This window comes from Streptomyces sp. N35, assembly GCF_016464295.1.
Lineage (GTDB): Bacteria > Actinomycetota > Actinomycetes > Streptomycetales > Streptomycetaceae > Streptomyces.
Genome location: NZ_JAEIMH010000106.1, coordinates 7,800 through 27,501, shown reverse-complemented (window position 1 = coordinate 27,501; position 19,702 = coordinate 7,800). Strand labels below are relative to the sequence as shown.

General features: G+C 73.0%; 16 protein-coding genes and 1 pseudogene. 7 read left to right on the top strand and 10 right to left on the bottom strand.

Annotated features, from left to right (window positions below):
* Positions 1-130 precede the first annotated feature (130 nt).
* Positions 131-1,186, bottom strand: coding sequence for a hypothetical protein (locus JAO81_RS36945; protein ID WP_199552370.1), 1,056 nt, complete (start codon positions 1,184-1,186; stop codon positions 131-133).
* Between the two features lie 164 nt (positions 1,187-1,350).
* Positions 1,351-2,328: a DUF5937 family protein gene (locus tag JAO81_RS36940; protein ID WP_233416453.1), complete on the bottom strand. Its 978-nt coding sequence runs from the start codon at positions 2,326-2,328 to the stop codon at positions 1,351-1,353.
* A 121-nt stretch (positions 2,329-2,449) separates the two neighbouring features.
* On the opposite strand from JAO81_RS36940, the gene JAO81_RS36935 reads away from it, so the two are divergent.
* Complete coding sequence (locus JAO81_RS36935) at positions 2,450-3,349, top strand: aldo/keto reductase (protein WP_199552369.1); 900 nt, start codon at positions 2,450-2,452, stop codon at positions 3,347-3,349.
* 96 nt (positions 3,350-3,445) lie between these two features.
* Entirely contained in the window at positions 3,446-5,866 is a 2,421-nt protein-coding gene (locus JAO81_RS36930) for a helicase C-terminal domain-containing protein (RefSeq protein WP_199552368.1), read from the top strand.
* Between the two features lie 9 nt (positions 5,867-5,875).
* Here the strand turns inward: JAO81_RS36930 and JAO81_RS36925 are convergent, their stop codons facing one another.
* Genes JAO81_RS36925 through JAO81_RS36915 form a run of 3 tightly spaced genes read right to left on the bottom strand, consistent with a single transcriptional unit; the run spans position 5,876 to position 8,803 of the window.
* Positions 5,876-6,667, bottom strand: coding sequence for an ABC transporter ATP-binding protein (locus JAO81_RS36925; protein ID WP_199552367.1), 792 nt, complete (start codon positions 6,665-6,667; stop codon positions 5,876-5,878).
* A 28-nt stretch (positions 6,668-6,695) separates the two neighbouring features.
* Positions 6,696-7,763, bottom strand: coding sequence for an iron chelate uptake ABC transporter family permease subunit (locus tag JAO81_RS36920; protein WP_199552366.1), 1,068 nt, complete (start codon positions 7,761-7,763; stop codon positions 6,696-6,698).
* 8 nt (positions 7,764-7,771) lie between these two features.
* A complete protein-coding gene (locus JAO81_RS36915) occupies positions 7,772-8,803 on the bottom strand; it encodes an iron ABC transporter permease (protein WP_199552365.1) in 1,032 nt (343 codons plus the stop codon).
* 118 nt (positions 8,804-8,921) lie between these two features.
* Between JAO81_RS36915 and JAO81_RS36910 the strand changes: the two genes are divergently transcribed.
* On the top strand, positions 8,922-9,560 hold the full coding sequence (locus tag JAO81_RS36910; protein ID WP_199552364.1) for an HAD family hydrolase: 639 nt from the start codon (positions 8,922-8,924) through the stop codon (positions 9,558-9,560).
* Here the strand turns inward: JAO81_RS36910 and JAO81_RS36905 are convergent.
* Entirely contained in the window at positions 9,536-9,775 is a 240-nt protein-coding gene (locus JAO81_RS36905; RefSeq protein ID WP_199552363.1) for a hypothetical protein, read from the bottom strand. The genes JAO81_RS36910 and JAO81_RS36905 overlap by 25 nt on opposite strands.
* Positions 9,776-9,944: 169 nt before the next feature.
* On the opposite strand from JAO81_RS36905, the gene JAO81_RS43800 reads away from it, so the two are divergent.
* A complete protein-coding gene (locus JAO81_RS43800) occupies positions 9,945-10,328 on the top strand; it encodes a cold-shock protein (RefSeq protein ID WP_199552362.1) in 384 nt (127 codons plus the stop codon).
* Between the two features lie 3 nt (positions 10,329-10,331).
* On the opposite strand, the gene JAO81_RS36895 is transcribed toward JAO81_RS43800, so the two are convergent.
* From JAO81_RS36895 to JAO81_RS36880, 4 genes and pseudogenes are all read right to left on the bottom strand, one after another.
* On the bottom strand, positions 10,332-11,222 hold the full coding sequence (locus JAO81_RS36895) for a 1,4-dihydroxy-6-naphthoate synthase (RefSeq protein WP_233416447.1): 891 nt from the start codon (positions 11,220-11,222) through the stop codon (positions 10,332-10,334).
* Positions 11,215-11,903 (bottom strand): annotated as a pseudogene (locus JAO81_RS36890) (futalosine hydrolase). Before JAO81_RS36890 ends, JAO81_RS36895 begins: the two are co-directional and overlap by 8 nt.
* A 19-nt stretch (positions 11,904-11,922) precedes the next feature.
* Positions 11,923-12,411, bottom strand: coding sequence for a hypothetical protein (locus tag JAO81_RS36885; protein ID WP_165335369.1), 489 nt, complete (start codon positions 12,409-12,411; stop codon positions 11,923-11,925).
* Between the two features lie 81 nt (positions 12,412-12,492).
* Positions 12,493-13,839, bottom strand: a complete 1,347-nt coding sequence (locus JAO81_RS36880; RefSeq protein ID WP_374194397.1) for an MFS transporter — start codon at positions 13,837-13,839, stop codon at positions 12,493-12,495.
* A gap of 449 nt (positions 13,840-14,288) precedes the next feature.
* Here JAO81_RS36880 and JAO81_RS36875 point away from each other — a divergent pair, with 449 nt between their 5' ends.
* The 3 genes from JAO81_RS36875 to JAO81_RS36865 all read left to right on the top strand — a co-directional run bounded on the left by JAO81_RS36875 (position 14,289) and on the right by JAO81_RS36865 (position 19,654).
* Positions 14,289-15,242 (top strand): DUF3027 domain-containing protein, encoded by a 954-nt coding sequence (locus JAO81_RS36875; RefSeq protein WP_199552361.1) that lies wholly within the window; start codon positions 14,289-14,291, stop codon positions 15,240-15,242.
* A gap of 127 nt (positions 15,243-15,369) precedes the next feature.
* Entirely contained in the window at positions 15,370-18,579 is a 3,210-nt protein-coding gene (locus JAO81_RS36870; RefSeq protein WP_199552360.1) for a sacsin N-terminal ATP-binding-like domain-containing protein, read from the top strand.
* Between the two features lie 151 nt (positions 18,580-18,730).
* The gene (locus tag JAO81_RS36865) at positions 18,731-19,654 is read left to right on the top strand and encodes a hypothetical protein (protein ID WP_199552359.1); all 924 of its coding nucleotides are present in this window, start codon (positions 18,731-18,733) and stop codon (positions 19,652-19,654) included.
* Positions 19,655-19,702 lie beyond the last annotated feature (48 nt).

The following is a 19,702-nucleotide window of genomic DNA, read 5'->3' as shown; positions in this document are numbered from 1 at the left end:
CGTCGGGCGGGTGCGGGCCGGTGGGGGTTCCGTTCCGGGCGTCGGGCGGGTGCGGGCCGGTGGGGGTTTCGTCCAGGCGTCGCGCGGCTGCGGGCCAGTGGGGGTGCGTGTCGCATCCGTGCCCTGGCCCCTACTCCCCGCGCGCGCCCCGTTGAGACCGCCACACCAGGAACAGGGCCGAGGCGACCGCCGCCCCCCGCACCACCCACGGCCAGGTCTCCGAGACGGCCTGGCCCATCGCGTTGTCCGCGACCGGCTCGCCCCAGCGGCCCTCGACGCGGCCCCAGAGCCAGACCATCCCGGATGCGAGGGCGAGCCCGGGCACCCAAAGGACCGCGAGCTTCGCCTCGTTCGGGGTGAGCCGGCGTGAGGCGTACGCGATGCCCCACCCCGCCACCAGCGGGATGATGCTGCCCATCACCGCACCCACCACGAGCAGCACGGCGGCGATCAGGAGCAGCGGATTGCTGAAGCTCAGCGGGCGTTCGGCCGGCGCGCGCCGCAGCCGCGGCAGGCGACGCCGGACGGGCTCCTCGACGACCTCGTCGTCTTCCTCGTCCTCCACCGGAACGGGGGCCTTCTTCAGCCGTTCCTCCTCCTTCGGAGGCGGCTTGAGTATCTCCGGGATCTCGATCCCGCCCGTGAAGCCGGGCACGCTGTCCGACGGCCCGAACGGGGTCGTGTCCACCCGCCACCAGTCCGGCTCCGAGCCGCTCGGCCCCAGCTCGTCCTCGCCCGCGAGATGCGGCGGCGAGGCGACGGGCCGCTGCGGTGCTTCGGCTTCCTCGGGCTTACGGGGGCGGGGGAGCGTCTTGCGCAGGCCGGGCCGACGCCCCGTACCGGACTCGTCGGACGCCGGGGACGAGCCGCCGGCCGGCGCCGACCGCCCGCCGAAGCGGCGCCCGCGCGTGCGCTGGCTCGGCATCTCCACGTCCGGCGGCAGATCGAGTCCCTCGCCGGCCGCCGCCTTGTCCACCAGATCCTCGGGTGCGCCGATCCGGTCGAGCATCCGGCGTACCGACGCGGGGGACTCGCCGCCGACGGCCCGGCCCCGCCGCTTCTCGATCTCCGCGCGCAACTCGGTGACCAGGCGCATCCGGGCGTTGGAGGACAGCTGTCGCTGCTGGGCCAGGTCGCCGACCCGGCTCAGATAGTCGAAGACGAGCTGATCGCTCTCGATCGCCACCGAACACCCCTGTCGCCACTGACCGGAACCCGCCGCTCTCCGGAACCCGCCGCTTTCCGGAACTGGGCACTCCACTCAGGGCCCAAGTCCCTTCCGGATCCGCCCTCTTGCCGCGACCCGGAGCTTCGACGGTACCGCGCGGTAGGCCCGGGCGCCGCCAAGTGTCAGGCGGACGCGGCGTTCAGGACGGTCTCGGCCGCGGCGGTGCGCGCGTAGAGGACGGAGCGCCCCGCGCGGTGCGCGCTGACCAGGCCGGCGTCGCGCAGGGCGGTGAGGCACTGGGAGACCCCGGCCGGTGACAGACCGGTGCGCAGGGCCAGCTGTGTCGTGGAGGCCGGGGCCTCCAACTCGGTCAGGATCAGGGCCCGCGAGCGGCCGAACACCGCGGCGAGCGCATCCGCCCGGGTGGTGCGCCGCGCCTGCCACAACGTGCCCACGCCGCGCGCCGGATAGGAGATCTGCGGCGGATCGGGCCACGTGACACGGGTGTGCAGTCTGGGCCCGGTGAACACCGAAGGGATCAACAGCAGCCCGTTGCCCGCCGTCTCGCGGTTCATCGGCTGCTTGCGGTTGGCGAGCCGTAGCTCTCCGGGGCTCCAAGTCAGCGAAGGATGCAGGTCGTTGAAGAGGTGGCGGGCGCCGTGCTCGGCGACCGTGCGGGCCCGGTGGAAGACGTCGGCGTCAAGGACGGCCCGGATCCTTGCCCAGTACGGGGCCAACGCCAGCTCCCAGTACGCCTCGAGCTCGTCCGTGACCTTCGCGAGGCGGGCCCGGGGGTCGGCGTACAGCAGGCGCAGGCGGGGGCCGAGCCGGCCCTGGTGACGGGCCAGATGGTCCAGGTCCTGGCGTACCTGGTCGGGGGACGAGGCCCGTATCGCCGCCCACTCCGTCTCCGGGGCGGGGGAGGGCCCGGTGGGAGCGGGGTTGAGGAAGTCGGGGACGTAACCGGTGGGCGGGATCAGCTCGCCCAGCCAGCCGCGATGCAGCCCGGCGGCCTCCAGACGCGGCCGCACCTGTTCGGCCCAGGAGCGGTGGAGCGGATGTGCCGCGCCGGAGCGCAGGAGCCGGAAGCCGGGCGTCACTTCCCACATCGGCGAGACGGCGAACCGCACCTGCGCCAGATCACTCGCCGAGAACGCCAGCTCTGCCAAGACGACCGCTCCAGAGGGTTCTTGCTGTGGGTGGGGTTCGCGATGAAGGAGATGGATTAAGGGATACGCGAATCAGTGGCCGGCCAGCTTACGGGGCGGGCACCATCCCGCCATGACCTCACCGACGATCGACGCCGCGGCAGCGGGAACCTGGAAGCTCGGCGACCTCACGGTCAACCGGATCGGCTTCGGCACGATGCGCCTGCCCCAGACCGGCGAGGCGTTCGCACCGGGCGCGGCCCCGCGCGACCGCGACCAGGCGCTCGCCGTGCTGCGCCGCGCGGTGGAGCTCGGCGTGAACCACCTGGACACCGCCGCGTTCTACTTCTCCTCCCTGCGCAGCGCCAACGAGCTGATCAACCAGGCGCTCGCCCCGTACTCCGACGACCTCGTCATCGCCACCAAGGTCGGCCCCGGCCGCGACCCCTCGGGCCGATGGCTCCCGCACGCCACTCCCGGGCAGCTGCGCGGCCAGGTCGAGGAGAACCTGCGCCAGCTCGGCCGCGACCACCTCGATGTGGTGAACCTCCGTATCGTCGGCACCGACTCGGTCGCCGAACGCTTCGGAGCGCTCGCCGAGTTGCGCGAGGCCGGCCTCATCCGGCACCTGGGCCTGTCCAACATCCACCGGCACCAGCTCGCCGAGGCGCAGGCCATCGCGCCCGTGGTCTGCGTCCAGAACATGTACGGCATCGGCGCCTCACCGCAGGAGAGGGAGCTGGTGGATCTCTGCGGTGAACAGGGCATCGCCTTCGTGCCGTTCTACTCGATCGCCGGCACCGCCCGCGAGGCCGGAGCGATTGCCGGCGACAGCGGCGAGGTGCACGCCGTCGCCCGCGCCCGGCAGGTGAGCGCGGCACAGATCCGGCTGGCGTGGACCCTTCACCAAGGTGCCCATGTGCTCGCCATCCCCGGCACCGGTGATCCGGACCACCTCGCCGAGAACGTCGCCGCCGGCTCCTTGCGGCTGTCCGGGGAGGAACTCGCCGCGCTGGACTCCGCGGACCGGTGAGGTCCGGGGACCGGCCCCCGGCGCAGGGGGATTGTTCACGGGCCTCAGGGCGGCGAGCACGGCCGGAGCCGCCCCGTACCCACTACCGTGGGTCGGATGAGTACCGAGAGCACGGCCGGCGCCATCCCGCGGACCCTGGCCGAAGAGCTGAGGCAGCGCGACGACGCGTCGCTCGGCGCCTTGCTGCGGGCGCGCGCCGATCTGCTCAATCCGGTGCCCAACGACCTGACCCAGCTCGCGACCCGGGCCGGCACCCGCGCCTCGGTCGTCCGGGCCCTGGAGCGGCTCGACACCTTCGCGCTGCAGACCGCCGAAGCGCTGGCGGTCGCACCGGATCCGGCCTCGTACGACCAGCTCAAGGCGCTGCTCACGGGGGACGGGGAGCGCCACGCGGACACCGAGAGCGCGCTGCCCGTGGCCCTGGGGACCCTGCGCGAACAGGCCGTCGTGTGGGGCGGAGACGACCGCCTCCGCCTGGTGCGCACCGCCCGTGAGCTGCTCGCGCCGAGCCCCGGCCACCCCTCGCCGACCGGTCTCGGTCCGACCGTCGGCGAGACGACGGCGGGGATGTCGCCGGGCCGGGTGCAGCAGCTGCTCACGGCGGCGGGCCTGCCCGCGACCCACGATCCGGTGTCGGCGGTCACGGCGCTCACGGAGCTCTTCCGCGACCGTACGAGGATGAGCGCGCTGCTCGACGAAGCTCCCGTCGAGGCCCTCGAAGTCCTCGGCCGGCTGACGTGGGGGCCGCCGTACGGGCAGGTCACCGCACAGCCCGCGGCCCATGTGCGCTGGCTGCTCGACCGGGGACTGCTGCTGCCCACCGCGCCCGGCACCGTCGTGCTGCCCCGCGAGGTGGCGCGGCCTCTGCGCGGGGGGCGCGCGCACCGCGAGCCGAGCCCGCTGCCCCCGCCGGTCGAGGCGGCGCCGACGCACAGCGGCCGTGTGGTCGACGCGACGGCGGCCGGGCAGGCGTACACCTCGCTCGCGACCGTCGAGGAGCTGCTCAAGGACTGGGACGAGGGCGGTCCGACCGTGCTGCGGGCCGGCGGCCTGAGCGTGCGCGACCTCAAGCGCACCGCGGTCGCCCTCGACGTCTCCGAACCGGTCGCGGCGTTCTGGGTCGAACTCGCCTACGCGGCGGGCCTGGTGGCCTCCGACGGCGCGGCCGACGAGCGGTACGCGGCGACCCCCGCGTACGACGCGTGGATGGAGCGGCCCGCCGCCGAGCGCTGGAGCGTGCTGGCCTCGGCCTGGCTGGTGGCGACCCGTACCGCCGGTGTGGCGGGCTCGCGGGACTCCAAGGACCGGGTCCTTTCCGTCCTCGGCCCGCATCTGGACCGCTCGGCCGCGCCGGAGGTGCGCCGCCGGGTCCTCGACCTGCTCGCGGCGCTGCCGGAGGGCGGGGCGCCGACGCAGGCGGCCGTCCTGGAACGGCTGCGCTGGGAGCGCCCGTTGCGGAGCGCGGCGGGGCAGGACGATCTGCGCTCGCGGCTCGCCCAATGGACGCTGACGGAGGCCGAGTTGCTGGGCGTCACGGGACGTGGCGCGCTCTCCTCGCACGGCCGGGCGCTGCTCGCCGAGGACGCCTCCCTCGTCCAGGCCGGGCTCGCGCCGCTGCTGCCCGACCCGCTGGACCACGTACTGCTCCAGGCCGACCTGACCGCCGTGGCTCCCGGCCCGCTCGAGCGCCCGCTCGCCGACACGCTCAGCGTGCTCGCGGACGTGGAGTCCAAGGGCGGTGCGACGGTCTACCGGTTCACGGCCGGTTCGGTCCGCCGTGCGCTCGACGCGGGCAAGTCCGCTTCGGACCTCCAGGCCTTCCTCACGGCCCACAGCCGTACGCCGGTGCCGCAGCCGCTGTCGTATCTGATCGACGATGTGGCCCGTAAGCACGGCCACTTGAGGATCGGCGCCGCCTCCGCCTACGTCCGCTGCGACGACGAGTCCGTACTCGGTGAGATCCTCGCCGACAAACGCTCCCAGGGCCTCAGACTCCGCCGCCTCGCCCCGACGGTCCTCGCCGCGCAGGCGGACCCGGGCACGCTGCTGGAAGGGCTGCGCTCGATGGGCTTCGCACCGGCCGCCGAATCGGCCGACGGCGATGTCCTGATCACCCGCGCCCACTCCCACCGCACCCCGCCCCGCACGGCACCCGAACCGGTCCCGGACGGCCCGCCGGCCCCGGACGCCACGCTGCTCGGCGCGGCGGTACGGGCGATCCGCGCGGGTGACACCGCCTCGACGACCCCCCGCAAGCAGGCCCCGGCCGCGGCGGACAACGGCCGACTCCCGCGTACGACCGCGGCGGAGACGCTCGCCACGATGCAGGCGGCGGTGATGACGGGCGACGCGCTGTGGATCGGCTACGTGAACGCGGAGGGCGCCGCGAGCCAGCGCGTGATCGCCCCGGTCCGCGTCGAGGGCGGCTTCGTGACGGGCTACGACCACACGGCGGACGAGGTCCGCACGTATCCACTGCACCGCATCACCGGGGTGGCGGAGCTGGCGGAGGACTGAGGCGCGGTCCTACGCCGCCTTCCAGGGCGCCCCCGGCACCACCAGCGGTGACCCCGTCACCGGGTCGGGGACGACCACGCAGTCCAGGCCGAAGACCTCGCGTACCAACGAGGCCGTGACCACCTCCGACGGAGGGCCGGCGGCGACCACCCTGCCCGCCTTCATGGCCACCAAGTGGTCGGCGTAGCGGGCGGCCTGGTTGAGGTCGTGCAGGACGACCACGACCGTGCGGCCCTTGTCGTGGTTCAACTGACGGACCAGGTCCAGGACTTCCACCTGGTGGGAGATGTCCAGATACGTGGTCGGCTCGTCGAGGAGCAGCAGCTCCGTCTCCTGGGCGAGCGCCATCGCGATCCACACCCGCTGGCGCTGGCCGCCGGAGAGCTCGTCGACCGAGCGTTCCGCGAGGTCGGCGACGTCGGTGCGGGTCATCGCCTCCGACACGGCCCGCTCGTCCTCGTCGGACCACTGCTGCCACCAGTGCTGATGCGGCTGGCGGCCGCGCGAGACCAGATCGGCGACCGTGATCGCCTCGGGGGCGACCGGCGTCTGCGGAAGCAGGCCGATCTGCTGGGCGATGCGCTTGGTGGGCAGCTTCGCCAGCTCCGCACCGTCCAGGAGCACCGAGCCGGACTTGGGCTTCAGAAGCCGCCCGAGGGCCCGCAGCGTCGTGGACTTGCCGCAGGCGTTCGGCCCGACGATCACCGTGACCTCGCCGTCGGGGACCGCGAGGTCGAGCTCCTCGACGACCGTACGGTCCTCGTAGGCGAGCGTGAGCGCCCGGGTGCTGAGCCGGCTCACGATGTCCCTCCACAGGCGTTCAGGGCGATCACGACGTTCCTCCGACGGTACGGCTGCGGATGATCAACCAGATCAGGTACGGGGCGCCGACCGCCGCGGTCAGGACGCCCACGGGCAGTTCGGTCGGCGAGAAGAGCCGGCGCGCGAGCAGATCCGCGAGGACCACGATCACCGCGCCCGTCAACGCGCTGCTCAGCAGCGGGATCTGCGCGGTACGGGTCATCCGGCGGGCGATCTGCGGAGCGAGCAGCGCCACGAAGTCCACCGGCCCCGCGGCGCCCGTCGCCACCGCCGCGAGCACCACTCCGAGCGCGACCAGACCGAGCCGTACGCGCCCGAGCCGCACCCCCAGAGCGGTAGCCGTGTCGTCGTCGAGCGACACCGTGCGCTGGGCCCGCGCGGCCCACGCGAGCGCCGGGACGAGCACGAGCAGGATCGGCGCGAGCACCTCGGCCTCGGGCCAGCCGCGGCCGTTGAGGGAGCCCGTCATCCAGATCTGCGCCTGCTGGGCGACCAGATAGTCGCCCTTCGTCATGAAGAGCGTGGTGATCGAGCGCAGCGCGATCGCGAAGCCGATGCCGATGAGAACGAAGCGAGTGGCGTGCAACCCGCCCCGCCACGCGAAGAGATAGACGAGCGCGGCGGCGAGCAGACCGCCGGCCACCGACAGATACGGCAGCACACTGTACGAGGTGATGCCGAGCGTCATCGAGGCCACGGTGAGCGCGCTCGCGCCCTGGCTGATGCCGATCACGTCGGGGCTCGCGAGCGGATTGCGCGCGACGGTCTGGATCAGCGCGCCCGCGACACCGAAGGCCAGGCCGACCAGCAGGCCGACGACGAGCCGCGGCAACCGCAGCTCCTCGACGACCAGTTCGTCCGGCGAGGACTGCCCGAGCAGCACCTTCACCACCTCGGCCGGAGAGACGAAGGCCTCGCCGACACAGAGGTACGCGACACAGGACGCGGCCAGGAGCACGAGCAGCACCGAGGCGACGGCGACCGCACGCCGGTGCACCAGGAAGCGGGCCGGTCCGGCACGCAGCACGCTGTACCCCGCGGGACGGACCGCCACCGGGGCCGTCACGCGATCCATGACCGGACTCACGCCGCCACCGTCTTCCGCCGCACGAGCGCCACCAGGAACGGCACCCCGATCAACGCGGTCATCACACCCGCCGGCACCTCCGACGGCGGGAAGACCACCCGCCCGATCACATCCGAAACAAGCAGCATCACGGGCCCGATCAGCGCCGCCATCGGCAGCACCCAGCGATGGTCCGAGCCCACGATCGCCCGGGCGATATGCGGCACCGCGAGCCCGATGAACGCGATCGGCCCGGCCGCCGCGACCCCGACCCCGGTCAGCACGGTCGCCCCGATGCCGCCCACGATCCGTACCGTCGCGACCCGCTGCCCGAGCCCCTTGGCCACGTCCTCGCCGAGCGCGAGCGCGTCCAGACCACGGGCCACCGAGAAGACGAGCACCACCCCGACGAGCAGGAACGGCCACACCTGCCCGACCACATCCGAGCCGCGCCCCGCGATCGACCCGACCTGCCAGAACCGGAACTCGTCGAGCGCCGACGCCTTGGTGGTGAGCACCGCCATCGTCACCGACACGAGCAGCGCGTTGATCGCCGCGCCCCCGAGCGCGAGCTTCACCGGCGTCGCGCCCCCGCGCCCGCTGGACGCGATCGCGTACACGGCGACCGAGGCGATCCCGGCGCCCGCGAACGCGAACCAGACGTATCCGGTGAGCGTGTGGATCCCCGCGTACGCGATGGCGATCACCACCGCGACCGAGGCGCCCTGGCTGATCCCGAGGATCCCGGGGTCCGCGATCGGATTGCGCGTGATGCCCTGGAGGGCGGTCCCGGCCAGGGCGAGCGCGGCGCCCACCATCAGGCCGATCATGGTCCGCGGCACCCGCAGCTCCCGTACGACCTCGGCGGCGTCGCTGTGCCCGCCGTTCCAGAGCGCGTCGAGGACGGCGGAGGGCGCGATGGCCCGGGCGCCGACGGCGAGCGACAGCAGGACGGCGAGCAGCAGCGCGACGAGCGCCACCCCGGTCAGGGCGAGACGTCTGACCGCGAACGTGCGGTGCGCCGTGGAGGCGGGGGCGGCGGTCGGCATCGGACCCTTTTCTGCGGTACGGGCGTGATGCCGCGTGATCGTCGAGACTGAGGCGCCGCCAAGTCTAGGACTCGGACGGCGCGGCGAGCCGGTCGGCCGTCCGGTGACAATGGCCCGCATGACCTCGAACGCGCGTGCACAGAACCTGACCGTCGGCTTCGACCTCGACATGACCCTGATCGACTCACGTCCCGGGATCAAGGCCTGTTTCGAGGCCCTCGCCGCCGAAACAGGCGTCGCCATCGACGCCGGCCTCGTGGTCACCCGGCTCGGTCCGCCGCTCGAGCAGGAGCTGGCGCACTGGTTCCCCGCGGACGAGATCCCCGCCGTCGCCGGTCGCTACCGTGAGATGTACCCCACATACGCGATCACTCCGAGCCCCGCGATGCCCGGCGCCCGCGAGGCCGTCGCCGCGGTCCGCGCCGCCGGCGGGCGCGCGATCGTCGTCACGGCCAAGCACGAGCCGAGCGCCAAGCTCCACCTGGACCACCTCGGCATCGAACCGGACGCGGTGATCGGCTGGCTCTGGGCGGAGGCCAAGGGCGAGGCGCTCAAGGAGTACGGCGCCTCGGTGTACGTGGGCGATCACCTGGGCGACGTCCGCGGCGCGCGCACGGCGGGCGCGCTCTCGGTGGTCGTGCCGACCGGCCCCTGCTCGGCGGACGAGCTGCGCGCGGAGGGCGCCGATGTGGTGCTGGGCGACCTGACCGGGTTCCCGGCCTGGCTCGCGTCCTACTGCGCGGCGGACCGCGCCTGACGGCGCTGCACCGCGATCGATTTCAGGACACCGGCACCGGCGATCGCGAAGCCCACGCCCATCAGCATGCAGACGGCATACGCGACCGGCGGGAACGGATCCGTACCCAGGAACAAAGGGGCGACTGTGGCCAAAGTGGCCACCGTCCCGATGAGGAAGACGATGGCACCGATGCGTACGAGCCGGTCGCCGGGCCCGGAAGGTGTGTTGCTCACCCGACCAGGGTAGTTCCCTGCGGACAGGGGCCGTCGGGTGCTGCGTAAAGCAGGGTTGTCAGGCGCGCGGTTGCCCATAGTCTTGGTGTCGGCGGGTCACACGGCCCGCCGCAGTGCTATCCGGATCCGTTTCATGCGGGCGAGAGTAAGAGGACGAGGGCGGACAGGCATGCCTACCGGCAAGGTCAAGTGGTTCAACAGCGAGAAGGGCTTCGGCTTCCTCTCCCGCGATGACGGCGGCGACGTCTTCGTTCACTCTTCCGTGCTGCCCGCCGGAGTCGACGTCCTGAAGCCCGGCCAGCGCGTGGAGTTCGGCGTGGTCGCCGGACAGCGCGGTGACCAGGCCCTTTCCGTGACCCTGCTCGACCCGACGCCATCGGTCGCCGCGGCCACCCGCCGCAAGCCCGATGAGCTCGCGTCGATCGTGCAGGACCTGACGACGCTGCTCGAGAACGTCACGCAGCAGCTGGAGCGCGGCCGTTACCCCGACAAGGCGCACGGCGCGAAGATCGCCGGGATGCTGCGGGCGGTGGCGGACCAGCTGGACGTCTAGCGGCTACAGGAGTTTCAGCGCATCGCGGCCGAGGGGCGGGACGAGCCCCTCGGCCGCGGCGCGTGTGAGCAGCCCGCGGATCGCCGCGTGCCCGTCCTCGCCGAGGTCGGCGGTGAACTCGTTGACGTAGAGCCCGATGTGCTGGTCGGCGACCGCCGGGTCCATCTCCTGCGCGTGCTCAAGCACGTACGCGCGCGAGGCCCCCGGGTCGTCCCAGGCCATCCGGACCGACGAACGGGCCGCGTCCGCAAGCGACTTGAGCGTCTCCTCGCCGAGCGAGCGCTTCGCGATGATCGCGCCCAGCGGGATCGGCAGACCGGTGGTCTGCTCCCAGTGCACGCCCATGTCGGCCAGGCAGTGCAGACCGTAGTTCTGATACGTGAAGCGCGCCTCGTGGATCACCAGACCGGCGTCGACGCGGCCGTCGCGTACGGCGGGCATGATCTCGTGGAAGGGCAGCACGACGATCTCGCCGACGCCACCACCCTTCAACGTGTCCGCGGCCCACAGCCGGAACAGCAGATACGCGGTCGACTTCTCGCTCGGCACGGCGACCGTCTTGCCGGTGAGGTCCACACCCGGCTCCCGGGTCAGCACCAGCGGCCCGCAGCCCCGCCCCAGCGCACCGCCGCACGGCAGCAGCGCGTACTCGTCGAGCACATAGGGCAGCACCGCGTACGACACCTTGAGGATGTCGAACTCACCGCGCTCGGCCATCCCGTTGGTGATGTCGATGTCCGCGAAGGTGACATCCAGCTCCGGGGCGCCGGGGACCAGGCCGTGGGCCCAGGCGTGGAAGACGAAGGTGTCGTTCGGGCAGGGAGAGTAGGCGATCTTCAGCGGCTGTGCGGTCCCGTCGGTCACGTCAGCCATGTGTCCGGTCACGTCAGTCATGTGGGTTCCAACTCTCCAGGACGGGCGCCGACTTCCCGAACCCCTCGGTGAGCGCCTTCAGCGCGTCCCCGATCCGCCAGGCGGAACGGTCGCGCGGGCCCACGGGGTTGGAGACGGCGCGTATCTCCACGACCGGGACGCCCTGCGCCACGGCGGCCTCGGCGACCCCGAAGCCCTCCATCGCCTCGATCAGCGCCCCGGGATGGCGCGCGGCCAGTTCCTCGGCGCGATCCGCCGACCCGGTGACCGTCGAGACGGTGAGCACGGTCCCGGTGCGCGCGCCGGTGGCGGCCGCGAGGTCCCGTACGAGAGAGGCGGGCGGCTCATGGCGGACCGTGCCGAAGCCGAGCTCGGTGACGGGCACGAAACCCCGATGAGGGTCAGCGGTCTCGGCGCCCAGGTCGGCGGCGACGATCGCGTCGGAGACCGCCAGCGAACCGACGGGAGCGACGGAGGGGAACCCGAGGGGGGGGGAGGGGGGGGGGGGCCCCCCCCGCGGATACGGGCGGAGATAACGAGCCGGAGGGTCCGCCCGCCGAGTGCGGCGGCGGCCAGCTCACGGGCCGTGGCGGCCGCGGCGGCCGCGGGTCCGACGCCCGCGGCGATCACGTCGAGGCCGGGTGCGCCGGCGGCGACGGCTTCCGCCTCCGCCGGCACCGCGGTCACGACCAGGACGCGCATCACCATGGGGTCGATCCGCTTACGCGTCGGCGTTCTCGAGCTTGAAGTTCCAGACGCCCTTGACGTCCTTGCCCTGCTCGTCCTGCTCGACGACGCTCACGTAGAGCGTCTTCGGCGCGGGCTGGCCCTGCTGCGGGGCGAACAGGTCGATGCCCTCGAAGGAGAAGTACGTCTTCTTGTACGGGTTCGTGGCCTGCTGGCCGTTGATCCACAGCGCCCAGCCCGTCTCGGCGACCTTGGGGTCGACGCCCACGCGCAGCGTCTCGCCCGTGCTGACCTTGATGGTCTTGTCGGACTTCTTCAGGGCGCAGGCCGCGGCTTCCTTCATGCCGAGGCTCTTGCTGTGCTCGTAGCAGGTCGCGTCGGTCGACACCGAGTCGCTGCCGAAGGTGACGGTCGCGACGGGGCTCGGCTTCTCGCACGCGGAGAGCACGAGCAGGCCGGCCGAAACAGCGCCAAGGGTGGCCGCGACGCGGCGGCTCTTGGCGGAGAAGCGCAGGGAGGTCATGGCCGAAGGCTATCGGGCACCTCGGTGCGTACGGCCAGGTGGGTACGGCGTGGCGGTCCTCACGCCACCCGGTGCGCGGCCTCACGCCACCCGTGGGTGGGCGGACCCGTGACGGGCCGCGCCGAGGAGCCCTCGTACGGTCACAAGCCAGGCCGTGCCGACGATCGCCGCCGCCACCGCGAAGCCGAGCACCCCGTGCAGCGGCAGGACGATCCCGATCGCGCCGCCCACCACCCAGGCCATCTGGAGCAGGGTCTCGGAGCGGGCGAAGGCCGAGTTGCGGACCTGTTCGGGAACGTCGCGCTGGATCATCGCGTCGAGCGCGAGCTTGGCGAGCGCCTGGGCCGCGCCCGCGACCGCGCCGAGCGCGGCGACCAGCGGGGCGCCGAAGAAGACGGCCGCGGTGATCGCGACGCCCGTGGCCCCGGCCACCATCGTCACGATGATGAGCTCCGGCGCCCGGCCGCGCAGCGCGGCACCGACCGCCGTGCCCAGGGCGTTCCCGACCCCGGCCGCGACCGCGACCATGCCGAGCGAGACGGCGGCGCTCTGCCCGGGGAAGGGGTCCTCGCGCAGCAGGAACGCCAGGAAGAAGATCAGGAACCCGGACAGACAGCGCAGCCCCGCATTGGCCGCGAGCCCGTGCGTGACCCCCGCCCCGACCGTCCGCAGGCCCGGCTTCCTGCCGTGCTCGCGGTGCAGACGCGACGCGTCGGAGGCGAGCAGCGCCTTGTCCTCGCCCTTCGACGAGTCCACCTTGTGCGGCAGCGTGAAGGAGAGGAACGTCCCGACGACGAAGAGCGAGAAGGCGGCGTACAGCGGGAAGCGCGGCCCGAGCTGATGCAGGCCCGCCCCGAGCGGCGCCGCGAGCCCGGTCGCGAGCAGACCGCCCAGGGTCACCCGCGAGTTCGCCTTCACCAGCGAGAACCGCGGCGGAAGCAGCCTGGGCACCACGGCACTTCTGACCACGCCGTACGCCTTGGACGCCACGAGCACGCCGAGCGCCGCCGGATACAGCTGCAGACTGCCCGTCACCACGGCCCCCGCAAGCATCAGCGAGAGCAGCGCCCGGGCCAGCATCGCGGCGGCCATCGCGGCGCGGCGGCCGTGCGGGATGCGGTCGAGCAGCGGGCCGATCACCGGGGCGAGCAGCGTGAAGGGCGCCATCGTGATGGCGAGGTACAGCGCGACGCGCCCGCGTGCCTCGTCGGTCGGCACGGAGAAGAAGACCGTGGAGGCCAGGGCGACGGTGACCAGCATGTCCCCGGCGCTGTTCACGGCGTGCAGTTCGATCAGCTTGCCGAGTCCTGACTCGCCCGCGCCGTGCGCACTGGTGACCTTGCGGATCCCGCGTCCCGTTTTCGCGAAGGGCGCACTCAGGACGCGGCCCGTCGCCCGGCCCGCCCTGCGCACCGCGTCGCCCGACACCCGTGCTGCGTTTTTCCGGGGGACACCCCCGGAGCCCCCGGCCGAGATGGTCACCCCGTCATAGTGCCCCAACGCGCCCGGCCCTCACCCCGCCCGGCGGGAAACCCATGACCACTCCGTACAGCCGCTGCGTAGCGGTGAAGGGCCCCTCGCGAAGGTCCTTCCGATACGCGCAGGACGGCCTTCCCGATACGCATCGGAAGGACCTTCACCGACCCGGCTGCCGATGCCATGTGGGCCTCGGCGTCCGGAGGGGGTAGCGTGCGTAGCGCGCCTGCGGCGGTTGGTCTTGGCCGCGCGCCTCTTCGTGATCCCGCAGAATGGGTTGCGTAGGTGCGCCCGAGAGTGACCGGGCGCGGACGTCGACGCGGCCCTTCGGTCCGCTCCGTCCGCCCCGTCGCCGGGCTGTGGCGCACCCGAGGACAAGGCGTAGGAGAGAAGCGATACCTGTGAGCGCAGCGACAACGCGAAGCCGCACCCCCGACCGCCTGTGTGCCGAGGCCGTCGACCTCGCGAGGGAGGCGGCCGAGGAGGCCGCCTATCCCGGAGTCGTCGGGGAGCATGTCTCCGCGGTCTCCGAGGGCGACCGGGTGGTCACCCACTTCTTCGAATGCAAGGAACCGGGCTACCGGGGCTGGCGCTGGGCGGTGACGGTCGCCCGCGCCTCCCGCGCGAAATTCGTCACCCTCAGCGAAACGGTGCTGCTGCCCGGCACGGACGCCCTCCTCGCCCCCGAGTGGGTGCCGTGGAGCGAGCGGCTGCGGCCCGGCGACATGGGTCCGGGGGATCTGCTCCCGACCGAGGCCGACGATCTGCGTCTGGAGCCCGGGTTCACCGGCGAGGACACACCGCCGCCGAACTCGGTGGTCTCCGAGGAGATGGCCGAGCGGGTCTCGGTCTCCGGCGAACTGGCCGACCTGGTCGAGGCGGAGGACGCCGAGGTCACCGACGGACCGCTGTCCTCGCTGCCGGCCGCGCCGCTGCGCGGGTCGATCGTGTCCGTGGCCGAGGAACTGGGCATGCGCCGTGCGCGCGTGCTCTCCCGGTACGGGCTGCACGTGGCGGCCGACCGCTGGGAGGACTCCTTCGGGGCGAAGACCCCGATGGCGCAGGCGGCTCCGGCCTCCTGTGTGTCCTGCGGCTTCCTGGTCCGGCTCGGCGGTTCGCTCGGGCAGGCGTTCGGCGTGTGCGCCAACGAGTTCGGTCCTGCCGACGGGCACGTCGTCTCCCTGTCGTACGGGTGCGGCGGGCACTCCGAGGCGGCCGTCATGCCCAAGCCGCCGGTGCCCTCGCAGCCGGTGATCGACGAGTTCCAGGTGGACCCGATGCCGCTGCGTCCCGCCGCGGATTCGGGGTCCGTTTCGGTGGGCGCCGGGGCCGCGGAGGATCTCGGCCACTCGTAGTTCCGGGGAGTTCCGGGGAGTTCCTGGGCGCGGTACCCGTTTCGGACGGGGCAGGGCGGGGAGAAGAGCCCGTCCGTAGGCGGTACCGTCACCGAGCCCAGCCGCACCCCGGACGAAAGGCCCCACCGTGACGAGCAAGCCCGTGCAGCCCGCACAAGAAGGGCAGGACCCCTTCGGCACCGCGAGGCTGCGCAGAGGCGTGCTCGACGCCTGGTCCGCCTCTGCGGCCCGCTTCCGTGAGGACGCCAACGCCGAAGAGGACCTCGCCCTCGGCGGCTACCGCGACCGCCTCATCGTGGAGCTGGCCCAGAACGCCGCCGACGCCGCCGCCCGCCACAACGAGCAGGGCCGGCTGCGGCTGACGCTCAAGGACGGGGTGCTCGCCGCCGCCAACACCGGCGCGCCGCTGGACACCACCGGCGTCGAATCCCTCAGCACCCTGCGCGCGAGCGCCAAGCGCGAGGCCACCCCCGAAGGAGCCGCAGCCGCGGTGGGCCGCTTCGGTGTCGGTTTCGCCGCCGTGCTCGCCGTATCCGACGAGCCCGCCGTGCTGGGACGCAGGGGCGGCGTGCGCTGGTCGCTCGCCGAGGCCCGGACCCTCGCGCAGGAGACGGCGGCCCGACACCCGCAGCTGGCAGACGAGTTGCGGCGCCGCGAGGGCCACGTACCCCTGCTGCGTCTTCCGCTGCCCGCCGAGGGCCAGGCCCCCGGGCCGTACGACACCGTCGTCGTGCTGCCGTTGCGCGACGGCGCCGCGACCGCGCTCGCCCAGCAGCTGCTCGACGCCGTGGACGCCTCCCTGCTGCTCACGCTCTCCGGTCTCGCCGAGGTCGTGATCGAGACCGCCGCGGGCGTACGGACGATCACCCGCCATCCGGAAGACGGCGGCCTGACCCGGATCGACGACACCCGCGACGGCACCACCCGCTGGCGCACCACCGCACAGCACGGCCCGACCGACGCCGCGCTCCTCAAGGACCGCCCCGTCGAGGAGCGGCTGCGCCCCCACTGGTCCGTGACCTGGGCCGTTCCGGTCGACGCCGACGGCGCGCCCGAGCGCCCGCGCACCGCCCCGGTCGTGCACGCGCCGACCCCGAGCGACGAACCGCTCGGCGTACCGGCGCTGCTCATCGCCTCGTTCCCGCTCGACACGACCCGTCGGCACGTCGCTCCGGGACCGCTCACCGACTTCCTCGTGGGCCGCGCGGCCGCCGCGTACGCCGAACTGCTCGGCGCATGGCGCCCGGTGTCGGCCGGTCTGATCGACCTCGTGCCGGGACCGCTCGGCAAGGGCGAGCTGGACGGCGCGCTGCGCGGCGCGATCCTGGAGCTGCTTCCGCGCACCGCCTTCCTGCCGCCCGCGCTCAGGGGCGGCTCCTACGGCACCGACGGCTCGTACGGCTCGTACGGCTCCGACGGCTCGTACGGCACCGACAGCTCCTACGGCTCCGACAGCGATGAACTCCCCGTCGCCCTGCGCCCGTTCGAGGCCGAAGTCGTCGAGGGCGCCGGCTCCGAGACCGTGACGGTGCTCGCCGAGGTCCTTCCCACGCTGCTGCCCGCCGGTCTCGAGCGCCGCACCGAACTGCGCACGCTCGGCGTCGCCCGCGTACCGCTGCAGGACGCCATCGACCGCCTCGCCGGCCTGGAGCGCGACGCCGGCTGGTGGTGGCGGCTCTACGAGTCCCTGGCCGGCGTGGACCCGGACCGGCTGACCGGACTCCCGGTGCCGCTCGCCGACGGGCGCACCACCATCGGACCCCGCCAGGTCCTGCTCCCGGCCGCCGAAACCCCCTTTGACGCCTCCCAGTTGGCGCGCCTGGGCCTCAAGGTCACCCACCCCGACGCCGCGCACGCGCTCCTGGAGAAGCTGGGCGCGCTGCCCGCGACGCCGCGTGCCGTGCTGCGGACACCCCAGGTCAGGGCCGCGGTCGCGGCCTCGCTCGACGGCGGAACCGGGGACGTATGGGACGAAGACGCCCTGGACGCCGACGAGTTGGCGAACATCGTGCTCGGCCTGGCCCGCGACGCCGCCCTCGCGCCCGGCGACGAGCCCTGGCTGGGCGCACTCGCGCTCCCGGACGACGAGGGCGAGCTCGCCCCCGCCGGTGAACTCGTCCTGCCCGGGAGCCCCTTCGCCTCCGTGATCCGCCCGGACGAACTGGCCGAGGTGGACGCCGAGCTGGCCGGCCGCTGGGGCGAGCAGCCGCTGACCGCCTGCGGCGTGCTCGCGAACTTCGCGCTCGTACGCGCGACGGATGTCGTCCTCGACCCCGATGAACTGGAGCCGCGCGAAGGCGACTTCGCCGAACCCGACGACGCCGGACTGCTCGACGCGGTCGACGTGTGGTGCGAGGACCTTCTCGACACGCTGCCCGAAACCCCCGTGCCGCCGGTCGCCACGGAGCTCGTCGCCGTACGGGACCTCGACCTCGTCGACGACGAACGCTGGCCCCAGGCGCTCGCCCTGCTCGCCCAGCCGCCGCTGCGGGACGCGCTCACCCAGCGCGTCCGCATCCTGCTGCCCGACGGGACCACGGAGACGGTCCGCCCGTACACGGCCTGGTGGCTGCGCGGCCACCCCGTCCTCGACGGACGCCGCCCGGCCGGTCTGCGCGCGGCCGGCGGCGATCCGCTGCTGGCCGGCCTGTACGAGGAGGCGGACGCGAGCGGCTTCGAGGACGAACAGGTCCTGCGCGCCCTCGGCGTACGGACCTCCGTCGCCTCGCTGCTCGGCGAACCGGGCGGCGCGGCCGAACTGCTCGACCGCCTGGCGGACCCGTCGCTTCCCGTCGGATCCGCTCAACTCCACGCGCTGTACGGGGCGTTGGCGCTGCTCGACCCCGAGCAGGTCACGCTCCCGGACGAGCTGCGGGCGGTCGTGGACGGCGAGGTGGTGGTCGTGGACGCGGCGGACGCGCTGGTCGCGGACGCCCCCGACCTCCTGCCGTTCGCGGAGGGCCGCCCGCTGCTCCCGGTCGCGCCCGCGCGGGCCGCGGATCTGGCGGAGCTGTTCCAGGTACGGCGCCTCAGCTCGGCGCTCACCGGCACGGTCACGGGAGAGGGCGCGACCCACGAGGTCCCCGCGTCCGTGCGTACCCTGCTCGGTCCGTCGACCCCGGCCACGTACCGCGAATACGAAGAACTCCTGGTCGCCGGCCTCGAGGTCGACTGGCACCGGGCCGCCGACGGCACGGTGCACGCGGCGACCCTGGAGGGAGTGGCGGCGGGTCTCGCCTGGGCGGCGGGCCAGTGGCCGCGGCGCTTCGAGGTGGCGGCGCTTTTGGAGGACCCGTCGCGTACGGAGGAGCTGGCGCGGGACCGGTGGTTCGACTAGCAGGTATCTCCTGCCACACGTGAAGCGTTCACAACTTCCGTACAACCTTTCCCCGCCGTCGGAAGTCTGATCTCCGAGTCAACGGACTCGGAGATCGATTGCGGCTCCGCTGCAGGTCAGCGAGCCCATCTGTACATGTGGGGGAACCGCCATGCGTAAGCGCGCCACTGCCGCCGCCGTTACCGGCGCCCTGGCCCTTTCCGCCTTCCTCGTACCGGCCGCGGCCCAGGCGGAGGGCGACTCCACCCGCGCCGCCGTGGAGCAGGTGCGCGAAGCGCGCCACGCCCAGGGCTCCAAGGCTTCGCTGCGGGCTGCCGCCGACGGCCTGCCGTACGACCTCGGCATCACCTTCTCCGGCGTGAAGATCAACAACGGCAAGCCGATCGTCGCCGGCATCAGCAACAAGGTCAGCGTCCCGGTCACCTACACGATGACCCACGCCGCCGGCCTCGATGTCACCAAGGACGACTTCGTCTCCGCGCTCGACATCTACCGGGGCACGTACGACAACCCCGAAAACGTCCTCACGGGCGATGACTGGGGCGTCTGCACGGCCAAGTCCGCCACGGTCGCGAGCTGCACGGCCCGGATCGACATCCTCCCGGACGTCGAGCTGTGGAACGCCGACGCCACCGGCTGGAAGGCCGTGGTCTACGCCGTCGACTTCAACGGCCAGGACCCCGCGGACCCGGACTTCGACCAGAGCCAGGTCGGTGTGTCCGAGAAGGACCAGGCCGCCACCACCAAGCTCCAGCGCTTCTCGAAGCTCACCGTCAACGCGTCCCCCGAGCCGGTGCGCAAGGGCAAGACGATCACCGTCACCGGTGACCTGACCCGCGCCAACTGGGACACGGGCGCGTACGCGGGCTACAGCAGCCAGCCCGTGCAGCTCCAGTTCCGCAAGAAGACCAGCTCCACGTACACCACCGTGAAGACGGTCAAGTCCTCCGCCACGTCCCGCAAGCTGAGCACCACCGTCACGGCCTCCGTGGACGGCTACTGGCGCTGGAACTTCGCGGGTACGTCGACCACCCCGGCCGTCAAGACCGCGGGTGACTTCGTCGACGTGCGCTGACACCTCGTACACGGCGAAGAGCCCGGCCCCTCACCATGAGGGGCCGGG